General features: G+C 62.9%; 8 protein-coding genes and 2 pseudogenes. 6 read left to right on the forward strand and 4 right to left on the reverse strand.

Translation table 11 applies throughout. From position 1 onward, the window contains the following. The first annotated feature begins 61 nt into the window (after positions 1-61). The 6 genes and pseudogenes from CA606_RS07955 (at position 62) to CA606_RS07980 (ending at position 9,741) form a co-directional block, all read left to right on the forward strand. Positions 62-778, forward strand: coding sequence for a superoxide dismutase (locus CA606_RS07955; RefSeq protein WP_096053833.1), 717 nt, complete (start codon positions 62-64; stop codon positions 776-778). Then, positions 721-2,919 (forward strand): annotated as a pseudogene (locus tag CA606_RS07960) (TonB-dependent siderophore receptor). The gene CA606_RS07955 and the pseudogene CA606_RS07960 overlap by 58 nt, the downstream one beginning before the upstream one ends. Positions 2,920-2,945: 26 nt before the next feature. Further along, positions 2,946-4,193 carry a DJ-1/PfpI family protein gene (locus tag CA606_RS07965; protein ID WP_096051624.1) on the forward strand — a complete coding sequence of 416 codons (1,248 nt, stop codon included), beginning with the start codon at positions 2,946-2,948 and terminating at the stop codon, positions 4,191-4,193. Positions 4,194-4,214: 21 nt separating this feature from the next. Then, positions 4,215-5,060 (forward strand): annotated as a pseudogene (locus CA606_RS07970) (DJ-1/PfpI family protein); the annotation flags it as partial. A 743-nt stretch (positions 5,061-5,803) separates the two neighbouring features. Further along, entirely contained in the window at positions 5,804-7,942 is a 2,139-nt protein-coding gene (locus tag CA606_RS07975) for an ATP-dependent nuclease (RefSeq protein ID WP_096051623.1), read from the forward strand. Positions 7,943-7,944: 2 nt separating this feature from the next. Beyond that, positions 7,945-9,741: a UvrD-helicase domain-containing protein gene (locus tag CA606_RS07980; protein WP_096051622.1), complete on the forward strand. Its 1,797-nt coding sequence runs from the start codon at positions 7,945-7,947 to the stop codon at positions 9,739-9,741. Positions 9,742-9,761: 20 nt separating this feature from the next. Here CA606_RS07980 and CA606_RS07985 read toward each other — a convergent pair whose 3' ends face one another. The 4 genes from CA606_RS07985 to CA606_RS08000 form a co-directional block, all read right to left on the reverse strand. Continuing rightward, entirely contained in the window at positions 9,762-10,676 is a 915-nt protein-coding gene (locus tag CA606_RS07985; RefSeq protein WP_272872328.1) for a 3'-5' exonuclease, read from the reverse strand. Positions 10,677-10,942: 266 nt separating this feature from the next. Then, the gene (locus tag CA606_RS07990; RefSeq protein WP_096051621.1) at positions 10,943-12,883 is read right to left on the reverse strand and encodes a DUF3732 domain-containing protein; all 1,941 of its coding nucleotides are present in this window, start codon (positions 12,881-12,883) and stop codon (positions 10,943-10,945) included. Beyond that, positions 12,880-13,392 (reverse strand): three component ABC system middle component, encoded by a 513-nt coding sequence (locus tag CA606_RS07995; protein ID WP_096051620.1) that lies wholly within the window; start codon positions 13,390-13,392, stop codon positions 12,880-12,882. The genes CA606_RS07990 and CA606_RS07995 overlap by 4 nt, the downstream gene beginning before the upstream one ends. After that, complete coding sequence (locus tag CA606_RS08000; RefSeq protein WP_096051619.1) at positions 13,392-14,603, reverse strand: ABC-three component system protein; 1,212 nt, start codon at positions 14,601-14,603, stop codon at positions 13,392-13,394. The genes CA606_RS07995 and CA606_RS08000 overlap by 1 nt, the downstream gene beginning before the upstream one ends. Positions 14,604-14,656 lie beyond the last annotated feature (53 nt).

The raw sequence follows: 14,656 nt of genomic DNA on the forward strand, positions 1-14,656 counted from the left end.
TCGCGAACCTTGTCGGAGGTTCGCGACGCCAAACCCTTCATCGCCCCTCAAGGAGCCCATGATGCGACGCTTGTTGACCACCTCCACGATCCTGGCCCTTTGCGCCGTAACCCCGGCTCTCGCCCAGACCTCCAGCGCATCGCAGGCCGTTGCGGCTCCGCAGGCCGCGTTCGCCTTGGCGCCCTTGCCCTACGCTTATGAGGCGCTCTCGCCGGTCATCGACGCCGAGACCATGCGGATCCACCATGGCCGTCATCATCAGGCCTATGTGAACGCGCTGAACGGTGCGGTGGCCTCCACGCCCGCGCTGCAGGGAAAGTCGCTGGACGCGATCCTGTCGGAGGTTTCGCGCCACCCGGCCGTTGTGCGCAACAACGCGGGCGGTCACTACAACCACACGCTCTTCTGGACGCTGATGACCGCGCCGGGGCAGGGCGGCGCGCCTTCGCCCAAGCTGCTCGCCCAGATCGACAAGGACTTCGGGAGCCTGGACGCCTTCAAGAAGGCCTTCGAGACGGCCGGCCTGCAGCGCTTCGGCTCGGGCTGGGCCTGGCTCATCTGGAGCGAGGGCAAGCTTCGGGTCGTCAGCACGCCCAATCAGGACAACCCGCTGATGGACGATGCGCCGGTCAAGGGCGCGCCGATCCTGGCCAATGATGTCTGGGAGCACGCCTACTACCTGAAACACCAGAGCAACCGCGGCGCCTATCTCGGCGGCTGGTGGCAGGTCGTGAACTGGAACAAGGCCAACGCCCTGTTCGAGACCGCCGCGCGCTGAGCGCGCACCTCACTACAAAAACCATCTCTCAAGAGCCGCGCCGGGGGCGCTAAAGCACTATGAAAACTGCACTCTTTCTCGGTAGCGCGATCGCTACGATCAGCGCGCCGTCGCTTGGCCTGGCGCAGGCTTCGTCGACCAGCTGGGTCAGCGAGGTCGTGATCACCAGCCCACGCGGCAGCTTCACCGCACCGAGCGCGCTCAGCGCCACGCGCACCGCGACTCCGGTCGAAGAAATCCCGCAATCGATCCAGACCCTCACGCGGGGCCTCATTGAGGACCAGGCCCTGCAGACCCTGTCGGGCGCTCTGGTCAACGTCTCGGGCGTCACCCCGACCAGCACCGAACAGACTGTGCTGCAGCCACCGATGATCCGGGGCTTCCCGGTCAGCTACTATTTCGACGGCGCCCCGACCTATCAGCTGCCCGCCGGCGTCGCCGACCCGGCCACCCTGATCAATGTCGAGCGGATCGAAGTGGCCAAGGGCCCGACCAGCACGCTTTACGGCGGCGGTTCGGGCGCCCCGCTCTCGGGGATCATCAATGTCGTTTCCCAGGATCCAGGCGAGACCTTCGGCGGCACGGTCGCTCTTCGCGCCGGCAGCTTCAACACCCTGGGGGCGGACGCCGCGATCAATCTGCCTGTGAACGGCAAGGTCGCGTTCCGACTGGCCGGCATGACTGAAAAGGCCGACAGCTACATCGACGAGATTGATAGCCGCCGCTACGCCTTCTTCCCGAGCCTGGCCGTCGAGATCGACGACAAGACTCGGCTGGTCGTTCGCGGTCGCTACAACCACCTCGAACAGCGCGAATACGCCGGCGTGCCGGCGGCGCTGACCTTCGCCCCATCCCTGGTCATCGATCGCTACAAGTTCGCCGGCGCCTTGGACGCGCCGCGAACCCGGATCACGAACAAGCAGCTGACCGCCAACCTGACCCACAAGGTCTCAGACAAGCTCGAGGCCAACGTCACGGCCAGCCGCTATGAGGGCGCCTTCAAGGAGTGGTCGGCCTTTCCGTACGGCGAGATTGGCGGCACGGTCTACAACTTCGGCACCGCCTACCTGCCGTCTGACACGACCGAAAACTACCTGACAGGCAGCCTGACGGCGCGTCTGGGCGAAGGACGTGTTCGACACCAGGTCCTGGTCGGCGTCGACTACGACAAGACGCGCTACTTCGGCGCGATGTACTTCAATCCGGCCTGGGCGACCCTGGACTACGCCGCCGCGCGGCCTGTCGCCGCCTTTGGCGGTAATCCGCCCTTCTTCTTTGACCAGAACGACCGCATGCGTACGACGGCGGTCTTTGTCCAGGACCAGATCGCCATCGGCGAGCGCCTGGACATCACTGCCGGTCTGCGTTGGACGACACTGAAGATCCAAAGCAATGTCGGGGCGGCGACGACCGACACCGACAAGCGCCTGACGCCGCGGATCGGCGCGACCTATCGGATCGGCAAGGGCGTCTCGGCCTTCGCCGGATACGCCGAGGGCTTCAAGGGCGTGGTCGCAGGCGGCTTCTACGGCATCACCCCCAAGCCGGAAACGTCGCAGGCCTATGAGGGCGGCCTGAAGTTCGCCGCGCCGATAAAGGGGCTGACCGGCACGGTCTCGCTCTACCGGATCACGCGCCAGAACGTCATCACGGCTCATCCCACGATCCCGTTCGTCTCGGTGCAGACTGGGGAACAGCGGTCCAAGGGCGTCGAAACCGATCTCGTCTACGAGCCCACGCCGGCGCTGTCGGTGCTGTTCAACTACGCTTTCACCGACGCCGAGATCAGCAAGGACAACACCTTGCCCGTCGGCGACCGCCTGCGCGCCGTTCCCAAGCATTCTGGTCGCTTGGCCGCCAACTATCGCTTCAGGGGCGGCGACCTGAAGGGCCTGAGGATCGGTGGTGGCCTGACCGCCACGTCGAGCCGCGAACTGACCCTGCCCAACACCGTCGCCGCCAAGGGCCTGGCCCTGATCGACGCCCAGGCGTCCTACGATCTCGGTGTCGTCCGGATCGGCCTGTCGGTGGTCAATCTGGCCGGTCGCAAGGGCTTCGAGCCTTACCAGTACTTCGGTGGTCCCTACGTGATCCCGACCCAGCCGCGCTCGGCGTTCATCAGTTTGCGGACGGTCTTCTAAGGCGGCCGCGCTGGGGAGGCTAAACCATGACGACGTTTCACTCGTGCCTGTGGCGCGGCCTCCTTGGGTCGCTTGCCGCGATCCTGCTGCTGGGGATGGCCGCGCCATCCTCAGCCCAGCCGTCCGCTGCGTCTGGCGTCGACTTCGACGCGGCGCTACGCGGCTTGAAGTTCAAGCCCGAGAAGGTCGACGGCAATCAAGGCGCGAAGGGCAAGGCCAATGGCCTGCTCGACGCCGACGAAATGGCCTTGGCGGCGGCGATCCTCAACGGTCCCGATCGCCCTTTTGAGCCCAAGGGCGGTCTTGATCGCGCCAAACTCGTCGCAGCCTATGATCAGGCCATGATCAGCGCGCAGACCGACCTCGCGCGCCTGACCAAGACGTGGCCCACCGCGCCCCAAGTGGCGGCGGGCTATGCGCTGTTGGGCGAAGACTCTTATCTGGCCTTCAACGCCATGGCCGGCGCCTTCGGCGCCCCGATGAAGGGCGACTACACGCTGGCGCGGGCCCTTACGCCCTATCTGGCCGCAGATGGTGATGCTGACGGCGACGGCGTCTCCAATCGTGACGAGTACGCCGCAACGATCAAGGACGGCCGCGCCGCCTATATTCGGGCAGCGCTCGATCCCGCCATCAAGCCAGCCAAGGCGGCTGCGGTGGCTGCGCCTGTCGCAGAAGCAACCCGTACCCTAGGCGTGGTGCTCTATCCAGGCTTCGAGGTTCTGGACGTCTTTGGGCCGGTCGAGATGTGGGCCAATACGCCGGGCCTTGAGGTCGTGATGATCTCGCAAGACGGCGGCCCGGTGCGCTCCGCCCAGGGGACGGTCGTCCATGCCGACTACAGTTTCGCCACGGCGCCGAGATTGGCGATCATGATGGTGCCCGGCGGAGCGGGGACCTACAGCCAACTTGAGAACCCAGCCCTGCTAAGCTTCTTGAACGTCCGCGACGCTGAGACGGAGTTCACCGCCTCGGTGTGCACCGGTTCGGCGATCCTGGCCAAGGCCGGCCTGCTCAAGGGGCGCAAGGCCACCAGCAACAAGGCGTTCTTCTCCTTGGCCGTTGAACAGGATCCGACCGTCAACTGGATCAAGCGCGCGCGCTGGGTGGAGGACGGGAAGTACTTCACCTCCTCGGGCGTCTCCGCCGGCACGGACATGGCCCTCGGCCTGATCGCCCGCCTGAAAGGCAAGGCCGAGGCTCATGCCCTGGCCAAGAGCCTCGAGTACGAATGGAGGGACGACCCCAGCTATGACCCCTTCGCCAAGCCCTAGATTGGAGCCAACGCCATGACCCTCGAACGACGTACGCTTTTGGGCGGCTTTGCCGGGGCGGCGGCGATTGCGCCGTTACTGGCGCTGGAAGCCGCCGCCGCCAAGTTGGCCTCGCCGCAGCAGGATGCGACTACGATCGCCGCCGAAGCCCATGAGCGCCTCATGCAGGTGCCCGGCCTGCAGATGCATGGCGAAGAGGAAATCGCCATGCTCCTCTATCCAGGTTTCACGGCCTTGGATCTGGTCGGCCCGCACTACTTCTTCGCCTGCATGATGGGAGCGAAGGTGCATTTGGTCACCAACCAGGCCAATCTGGCGCCGGTCGCCAGCGACCTTGGTCTGGCGATCGCGCCGACCAAGACGCTGGCGGACTGCCCAGCCGATCTGACCTTGGTGTTCTGTCCGGGCGGCACATACGGCACGATCGCTGCGGCGTCGGATCGACCGACGCTCGCCTTCCTCAAGGACCGGGCCGCCCGCGCGCAGTGCGTCGCCAGCGTCTGCACGGGCTCGGTCATCCTGGGCGCGGCGGGGTTGCTCAAGGGGCGGAAGGCGACCTCGCACTGGGTGGCGCGCGAGCAGCTGAGCCATTTCGGGGCGACGCCAATCGATCAACGCGTGGTCAAGGATGGCAAGGTCGTCACCGGAGCCGGCGTTTCGGCGGGTCTCGACCTTGGGCTTGCAATTGTCGAAGCGCTTCGTGGCCGCCCCTATGCCGAAGCGCTGATGCTCCAGGCGGAGTACAGCCCCGCGCCACCGTTCCCTGGCGGAACCCCGGCAAACACCGATCCCGCCATCACCGGGCCCATGAACGACATGTTCACGCCGTTCCGGGACCAGATGTTGAAGCTGCCGTCACTCCCCTAGGGTCGGTCTCCGCCTTTCGACCGGGGGGTGCGCGTCTCGGTGCTGTTCGCAATCGGGCGCTTGGCGTGTACAACGCGTGCAGGCTGAGCGCGGTTTTCGTACTTCGAACTCTGCGAGCTCACAAAAAATCCTTGGATCGATTTGTGTTCGTCCAATTTTCCCGCAGGGTGATTGGCATTGAACATGTTTATTAAAATCAGATATTTATGACGAAATTCTCCGTAGCGCCCATGATGGATTGAGCAATTTATCGATATAAAACAATAGCTTATAGGGATTTGCGTGCAAAATGCGTGCATGCAGCTTCCAGAGTCTCGTCGTTGCCGCCACTTCGATTTCGTCCGTAAGCGTCCTTTTTAACCTGCGTTGGCGCCCTAGCGTCGGCACGCTTTCGTAGGCGTTTCAGGCTTCCCTCAAAATGCATCGGCGGTACGCAAAACTACGTCTCACCGGTTGGACAAAATGACTCATCTCACCCGTTCGGAACGTCTGCTTTCCGGATGCCCTAGTGAGATGAGCGGCACTGTCGCAGACAACGGCGACTGGGGCCATTGGTTAAGCTTCCTTTCTGTGGGCCAATCTTCTCGGTCCATTGGCCATCGCGTCGCGATGGCGGCCCATATGCACTCACCCAACCCGTCTTTTCGAGGGAGCTGCACACGTCTAGGGTGCGCACAATAAGCGTGACCGGCTCGCGACTGGGCGGTGCCCATCGGAGGGCCATCGACGCTACGGGAGCGACGATGCATATCTCCAAGCTACAGCTGGTGAACTACCGTAACTTCAGCCGCGCTGATGTGCTCTTCAAGTCCGGCATCAACACCATCATCGGCGAGAATGGCTCGGGCAAGACCAACCTCTTTCGTGCGATCAGGCTGCTACTCGACGACAATCTCCTGCGCGCGGTCTACCGCCTCGACGAAGGCGACTTCCACCGCGGCCTGGGCGACTGGCGCGGTCACTGGATCATCATCAGTCTCGAGTTCGACAACGTCTCGAAGGACGAGGCTATCCAGTCGTTGTTCCTCCATGGCGCGGGCAATATTGAGGACGGCGACATCGGCCGCGCCACTTACAACCTGATCTTCCGGCCCAAGGCGGCGGTACGCGCGAAGTTGGCGGAACTGGAAGAGGGAGATGTCGATGGTCTAACCGACGTCCTGTCGGGAGTGACCATCGCGGACTACGAGACGATCTTCACCGGCAAGAGCGAGGCGGATTTCACCGATCTCGACGTCTACAGGAACTTGGTTGGCGACTTCGACGCCGTGCGTTTCCCAGATGCGTCCTTCCCTCCGGAAATAGGTGGCAAAATCCCCGGCATCATGGCGGTGTCAAAGGAGGTCTGCTTTACCTTTGTCCAGGCGCTGCGGGATGTTGTCGCCGACTTCCAGAACAATCGGACCAATCCTCTCCTTACCCTGCTGAAGAGCAAGAGCGGCGAGATCGACCCTGCCGACTTCGCCCCGATAACCGCGATGGTTGAGGAGCTGAACACGGCGATCGAAGAGCTTCCGGACGTCGAGACCATCCGGTCCGACATCCTCGCCACCATCAACGACGCGGCTGGCGAGACCTATTCGCCTCACGGTCTGTCGATCAAGTCCGACCTCTCCAATGAGGCGGACCGTCTGTTCCAGTCTCTCAAGCTCTTCGTCGGCGAGGCCGAACCTGGTTACGAAGGCGCGATCCATGAGCTGAGCCTTGGCGGCGCCAACCTTATCTACCTCACGCTCAAGCTGCTCGAGTTCAAGTACCAGAAGGCGAAGCAGTCCTTCGCCAACTTCTTGGTGGTCGAGGAGCCGGAAGCGCACATCCACACCCACATCCAGAAGACACTGTTCGATAGGCTGAACTACAGCGACACCCAGATCATCTATTCAACCCATTCCACGCACATCTCCGAGGTCTGCAACGTCGAGACCATCAATGTGCTGGGGCGCAATGGCGGCGCTTGTGAGGTCTACCAGCCCGCAACCGGCCTGGGTCCAGAGGAGATCGGCAATATCCAGCGCTACCTCGATGCGGTGCGCAGCAACCTGCTTTTCGCCAAGAGTGTGGTGCTGGTCGAGGGGGACGCCGAGGAGATTCTCGTCCCGATTCTGATCAAGAAGGTCTTCGGGGTCAGTCTGGATGAGCTGGGCGTCAGCCTGATCAATATCCGAAGCACGGGCTTCGAAAATGTCGCGGTGCTGTTCCATGATCAGCGAATCCGCAAGCGCTGCGCCATCGTCACGGACCTGGACGATGCTTTTATCGACACGGCGCCAAACCCTCTGGACGATGAGGACGACGAGAAGGTCAAGGAGGCAGCGCGCGCGGCTCAAAAGGCTGGCTTGGAGCGAAAGGCCGCTCTGGCCACGTTCACCCACGGAAACAGCTGGCTGACGACCCATTTCGCGGATCACACCTTCGAGGTGGACTTCCTCATCAGCGGGTCCAACGCCGCTAAAGTCGTCAGCATTCTGGGCGAGGTCTACAAGTCGCCGGCGACTATCGCGCTGGCAAAATCAGAACTTGAAGACAAGGATATCGCCGTCTCCGGCACCCGCATGCTCAGCATGGCCAACCGCATGGGAAAGGGGTGGTTCGCCATCCTGTTGGCCAAGGTGATCGACCACCACACCATCATTCCCAGCTACATTTTGGATGCGGTGTTCGCCGCCCACCTCATGCCCAGCACCGAGGTCTGGGCCAATATCCTCGCCTACCGGATCCGGCTTCAGGAGAAAGATGGCCTGATGGGGCCGACCGCGATCGCTGATGCTCGCGCCGCCCTGAAGACCTATCGTGAGGGCGCGATCGACTTCCCGGCAATGCGCGCCGCCATGCTCAAGGCTCTGCCGGGAGACGAACTCAACGAAGTGCTGGCGGATTTCTAGCGGTGTTTACCTGGGCACCTGACGATCTGAACCACGAGCAAGAGGCCGCGATCAATGAGCCGGGGAACGTGTTCCTGGTCGCATGCCCAGGGAGCGGCAAGACCAGGACGCTGACCTACAAGATCGCTCGGCTGCTCTCGACCCTGACGTCCGAGAAGCAGTGGGTGATCGCCATCACATACACCCATCGCGCCGCCGACGAGATCGAGGAGCGTATCGAGCGGCTGGGCGTCGATACCTCGCAGCTATGGATCGGAACAATCCATTCATTTTGCCTGGATTGGATCATTCGGCCCTACGCCATCTACCACCCGGATCTGCGGGACGGGTTCAAGGTGATGGATAGCCACGAAACAGAGGTTCTGCTCACCGAGCTCTGCGAGCCCTACGCCAGACAGCGGGTCACCTTTTGGGACTGCAACTATCACTTCACCCCGAGCGGGATGGTGCTGGCCTGCGAGGCAAAGAAGCAGGCGGCGGTGGGGGCCGTCCTAGCGGAATTTCACAGACGGCTGAAAGCCAAGCGACAGATCGACTATGAGCTCATCCTACGGTGCGCCCACGACCTGTTAGTCGCCAACCCCGCGGTTGGCGTTCTTCTCAACGCCATGTTCGCCTCCGTCTTGGTCGACGAGTACCAGGACACCAAGGAAATCCAGTATGCGATCCTGGCCGAGATACTTAAAGCCGGCGGCCGCAAGACCATGGCCTTCATTGTCGGCGATCCGAACCAGGCGATCTATGGATCGCTAGGTGGCTATGCGATCTCCGCAGCTCAGTTTGGCGGCATGGCGGCGATTCAGTTCCGAGAGATGGCGCTATCGCGAAACTACCGCTCGTCGGAGCGTATCGTGGACTACTTCGCCAACTACAACGTCCACGCAACAACGATCGAGGCCGCCGCCAGGCACAAGCACGATACCAGCCTCGTCTCACACGACACCAAGACGTCAAAGGACGATCTGGAGGAGGAGTTGATCCGCCTGATCCGATATAGCGCGGAAACACTCGGCATTCCCCATCACGAGATCTGTATCGTCGCGCCTCAGTGGGTGCATCTAGCGGGGATGACACGGCGGCTGGTCGCGGCCTTACCGGAGTACCGTTTTGATGGGCCGGGCATGGTCCCATTCGCGCGTGATATCGACAACTTCTGGTACAAGCTCTCGCGGATCGTCCTGACCGAAGCATCGCCCGGCATGTACGTCCGCCGCCTGCGCTGGGCGGGCGAGGTTCTGGTCGCCCTCGACGACTCCGGCGCCAACGTCTCGAACCTGTCCCGCAAATCCTTCCTACGCGATTGCAATTCGGTAGTTTGTACCGAGGCGGATGGGTTGACTTACCTCAGGCAGGTCTTCGACCTTTTGTTTGCGAGGATTGGCATCGACCACCGCAAGCTCCCGGCGCTGGTGGATCATCACACCGCCTTCTTCGAGAGCTCTCAGGCGCGCATTGATCGCCTCAAAAAGGAGGGCGCGGCCTTTATCGGCGAGATCTCAACCTTCCGCCGTGTCTTCGAGGCGCGGACGGGCATCACCGTGTCGACCATCCACGGTGTGAAGGGAGCGGAATTCGATACTGTCATCGCCTACGCGCTGCTGCAGGACTACGTCCCGCACTTTAACGATCCGACCAAGCAGATGAGCGCCAACAAGCTGCTCTACGTCATCGCATCCCGCGCAAGGAAGCATCTCCACCTGATTTCGGAGCGGGGGCGGATGAAGGGAGGGGGGTACGGCGAGTACCAGACGACCGCCGTTCTCGCGGCCTGTAAGTTTGCTTACGATCCCGTACCCTGACACTGCCCATGCGTTCGATGTCAGACTCGAGCTGAAAACCGGTCGTAGGCATCGATCCGGCGAACCAGGAGTTCGATCTCGCCGCGGTATATTTCGGTCCGAAGGGACGCCAACTCAGCGTCTTTCTGCTCGGCGGACACATCGGTATACCAAGCCTGCGGCCCCCCAATCCCTTCGCGGTTCCAACGATAGCCGCGCGCCTTCAGCACGTCCTTGAAGTCGTAGGGCGAGTTCTCGGCCCAGATGCGCCAGGACGGTGTCCGCGCGCACTCGAGCAGTTGCTGTAGTCCGGTGCGTCCGGTCCCGGCGTGACGGCGGGCCAGGAGTTCGATGGCGGCAAGGCAATCATTGGTTGCCCGATGACGCTCGTAGAAGAAGCCCGCATTGGACGCGAGATAGGCCAACTTGGTCCCCTCGTAGCCCTCTGCTGTCCAGTCGATCTCGGTCATTGAGCAGGCCCAAGGTTTGGTCGTGAACACATCGCAAAAGCGCTCCAAGAAGCGCCGGTCAAACGCGGCGTTGTGGGCAACAACCAGCACCGCCGGCGCCGCGAACGCCGCCACATCGTTCGGGTCGATGGTCCGGCCTTCGACCATCGCGTCTGTGATCCCCGTGAGCGCGCTTATCTCCGCGGAGATCGGCTTGGACGGTTGCCGTAGCTGTTCGAAGGCGGCGCCCACCTCGTAGATTTCCCCATCCACTCCATAGGTGAACGGGACCATGGCAAGCTCGATGATCTCGTCGCGCGCGTGGTCGAGACCAGTGGTTTCGGTGTCGACGAAGAGACCCAAGCGGGTGGGCAGATCCGCGGGCGGTTCGCGGGCCGCCAGAGGCGCGAGCATCCTTTGCACCCGAAAGACGCCAGAACGCTCCAAGGCGGCGGCCATAGCCTCCAGATCGTCGGATGCGAAGCTGTGAGGTTGGATGGCGCTCAAGCCCTTACGACTCGGATGACAAGCAGGGACTTCGGCATTCTAACCTCTAACCTCTAACCTCTAACCTGATACAGTTCGAGAAAGCCGCACGACGAGCCAGAGCGATGGCTAGGTTGGGCGGTAGGCCCTCGTGCGAGCCGATCGTCAGTTTCTAAACGTCGCTATTCTGGGGGGGCAATGTCAGGAATTGGCGCTGATTTCTCAGCCTATCTGGCGGAAAAAAGGGGCGGGGCGACAAGGTCGTCTCTGTGCCTCGAGGCGATCGCTTAGGGCGCTCGTAGCCAGCTCACGGGCACGAGTTTGATGTTGTCGCGCCAGCGTTGAACCGTGGAGTCGCGGAACCAGTCCTGGAGCAGTTCGACGTGGTCCATCACGATGATCTGCATGTCGGGATGGTGCTCATCGCAATAGTCGAACAGCAGTCTATACAGCCGTGCCACGGCGGCCTGGTCCTCGTCGCTCTTGCCGTCGATCTCGCCGACGTCGCGATCGGGCGGGTAGTGGACCTGCGATGGTTGGTCGAGCATCAGGAAGGCAGGCACGGGCCGCTTCCGCGCCCGAAAGAGCCCGTGAAGTGCCAAGTGGGCGGCGACGTGATAGCCGACCCAGTTTTCACCGCTACCGATCTGCGGCAGCGCCAGTGGGCCGTCGATGGTGTCGGCGACCACGGTGAGGTTTTTCCGATCGAGGCGTAGCGTGTTCTCGCCATGCTCAAGATCAAGTGCGCGGGCGTACTTGGTGATGTCACGTCCGACTAGGCCCAAAGCCGTAGTCAGCCGCTCCTCAAGCGCCTCCTGGTCCAGCAACTGCTCAAGCTCGGCCAATTCCGCGCGGGCTCGGGCGATCGCGAGTTTGAGACCCTCGTCGGAGGTGACCGTGCGAGCGTTTTCCAGGTAGTAGCCGATCCGGCCGGCCGTCCGGGCTTGCTCGGTGAACTGGTCCTGCTCGATCCGCAATCGCTCATTTTCCGAGATCCGCGCCAGGATGTCGGCCTGGACCACCTTCAGTTGCTCGTCCAAGGCGTTGCGGCGCGCCTCCAGCTCCGCCTGACGCGCCTGTAAGCGCGGATTATCGCGCCTGACCGACTGTAGCTGACCCTCAAGCGCGGTAAGGGAGCGACGGACGTCGTCGACCGATGGGATCGGGGTGGGCAGATGGCTGTCGCAGAGCGGGCAGGTCTCCGCATCACCAGCATCGTCCGCAAGAAGACCGATCGAGGCAAGCCGCGCCTCCTGCTCGCGCGCCTCGATCTGAAACTCCGAGGCTTCGCGCTCAAGTCTTTGGACATCGGCGATCTCTTCACGAACGTCCTGCATCTCGCCCCGCAGGCGCCGGCGACGGTTCTCGAGATCGGTCAGGTCGGCGGCTGGATCGTCGTTGCGCGCGTAGGCGAGTTCGCGGGGAGCCGCGGCGCCGGCCAGCAGTGCGCGCAACTCCGCAGGGGTCTCGGCGAAAGCCTCCGGCGGCAGCAGGCCCACCCTCTTGGCCTCTTGCAGCAAGGCCTGGGCCGTACCGGACGCCTCATTCGCCAGGGCTTTTGCTTCAGCAAATTCCCGCTCGAGCTTGCGAACGCGGGCTCGGGCTTCGTCATAGCGCATGCGCTGTAGATAGTGGTCTTCGCCCATCGCTCCGACGAAGTAAGGCAGGGTGTCCTTGATCGCTGCGGGGATGAATTGCTCGCCCTGCCGATGGAACAGCAGGCGGCGGTTGGCGATCTCGTCCTGGGCTTGGAGGCAGAAAAACACTGCTTGGCTGGAAGAGGCTTCCAGCGGAGCGCGGGTCGAGCCAGCTTCGGGAACGTATTTGTTTTCGGCGATACCCAGGACTATCGAGAGCTGCGTACGCAGGCCGTCAGCGGTCACGTTCTTGGCGAAGGGCTCCGGCGTGTCGGGGAACCACTCGACGCCGCGTTCGAAATAAATTTCGTCGCTGGCCTTGCCGGCGGGGCCAGGGTTGCGACGAGCCACTAGGATGTTCTCCCCATCCCGATCGAGCAGGATTGAGAACCAGGAGACGGCGCGGCGGATTTCCCCCTCTGGGATCGTGCATTCGCTGCGACCCCAGCAGTAGTCAACGATGTCCAGGAGCGCCGACTTGCCGGTCTTCGAAGCGCCGGTGACGATGTTCAATCGGCCAAGATCGAAGCTGACTTCGCGGCGCTCGCCGGCGTGGGAATAGATCGCGATTGCGCGCAGCTGCAGGGTCACGGCGTTACGCCCATGGTCTGGAGGATCTGGACCGGTGCGCCCTGGTTGGCGAACCAGCGGCCAATAAGGCCGGCGGCGCGACGGATGTCGTCCGCGTCGGGTGTGGACGACGACGTCTTGGCGCTGAGCTTCATCGGCGCAGCGCCGGTCTTCAGGCCATCGGCAGTCACCGTGAGTGCTCGATGTTGCGTAAGGAACAGCAGAGCCTCGCGGCTAATCGGGCGTAATCTCAGCGTCCGTTCCGGAAGTTCGGCCAGTAACGCTTCGTTGTCCGCCGACCAGGTGGCGAAGGTGGTGTTAGCCCGGCCAGGCAGGGCGTCTTTGGTCGGTGGGTGCAGCACCAGGGGCAGGACGACAAAGGCCAGCGGGAGTGGGAAGGGTGCGGCGCGGATGCGTTCATAGTCCTTCGTCGCGCGGGCGATGAGCTCGCCGCAAAACGCCGGGTTCAGCAGCGCCGCCTCCTCGGGCGGACGATCACGCCAGCTTAAGCTCCAGCGAGAGGCCGCCACTAGGGGTTCTCGGCGGCGCAGGCCGTCTCGAAGTCAGGATGCCATCCCACGCGCATGTCGTTGGCCAGGATGTGGAAGGATCCCACGGTCAGGAAGCGCTGGCTGACTGTGCGGAATGGGAAACGCGCGTCGGTTTCGACCCAGCCGTAGAGTTCTTGGCCAGCCTGGCGGCGCACTGCGTCGCTGACCTCGCCGTCGCCGATCTTGTCGCGCATCTGTTGGAAGCGAGGCTGCCACTCCTCGATCAAAGTCAGTTCGTACTTGGCGATCTCGCCGTCGAACACTAGGTGCTCGCGTACCCATTTTGATCGCTGCGTGAAGGCGCGGTAGTAATCGCGCTTGGCGTACTCGATGCGATTTCCGCCGACGCCGACCACCTTGAGCTGTCGAACGAAGGGGCGTCCTTCATATTCTGCGATCTCGCCTGCGGGAGGGTCAGCGTGCTCCTGGTCGGCGACGAGGGCGTCGCGCTTGAGCCCGTCGCGGATGTCGTCGAGCTTGGCTTCAATCTCCAGGACCGAGATAGCCTCGGGCGGGTTCGCGATTAGCGCCTTGCAGGCCCGCGACCACCACCAGCCTTCGAGCCGCTCGCGCGCGACTGCCGCCTGACCACGAGGCGCTATCATCCGCAGGTCGTTCTCGATGGAGGCCTCAAGGTCCGTCAGGAGAGGCTGGTTATCCAGAATTTCGATCGAGCTCAGCAACGAGATTCGCATCGTCGCGCCGAGCGCAAGAAACGCCTCGTAGCTCGCCTTGAGTTCTTGATTGCCGCCGCTCTCCGCCACCGCTTCGAGCAGGGCCGTCGCCGCCTTTGGATCGCGCGCCTTGCCGGCGGGGTACGTCGCGGCAGGGCGTAACATGGAGGCGGCGCTGCCGGCCGGCGCACTCCCAGTCGTCACCAAGGCCAGGCGTGTGCGGGCTGGCAGGGTCGGGTCCTTTGCGACCGCTTCGCTCCACACACGTAGCGTCTTCCAGAGGTCGACGCTCTTGTCGGTCAGGCTGGCGACCCTGTCGATGTGGTGTTTTGCCTGGAGGAGCTCGAGTGCGGTCCCGTTGGCTTCAAACGAAACGTCGTCCAGGCGCTCGATGCCGACTTCTACGCCCGCATCGACGTTGACGTATTTCAGACAGAGCGCCAGCGCTAGACGGGCTTGGTAGAGATAGCCTGCGGCGGATGGCGCTGCGCTGAAGTTCGTCGGTGACTTTGCCAAGCGAATACCTCTTCGCGCATAAGCTTCACCATTTTTCTGTGCGCAGCAACCTC

The sequence above is a fragment of the Caulobacter vibrioides genome (genome assembly GCF_002310375.3).
Lineage (GTDB): Bacteria > Pseudomonadota > Alphaproteobacteria > Caulobacterales > Caulobacteraceae > Caulobacter > Caulobacter vibrioides_D.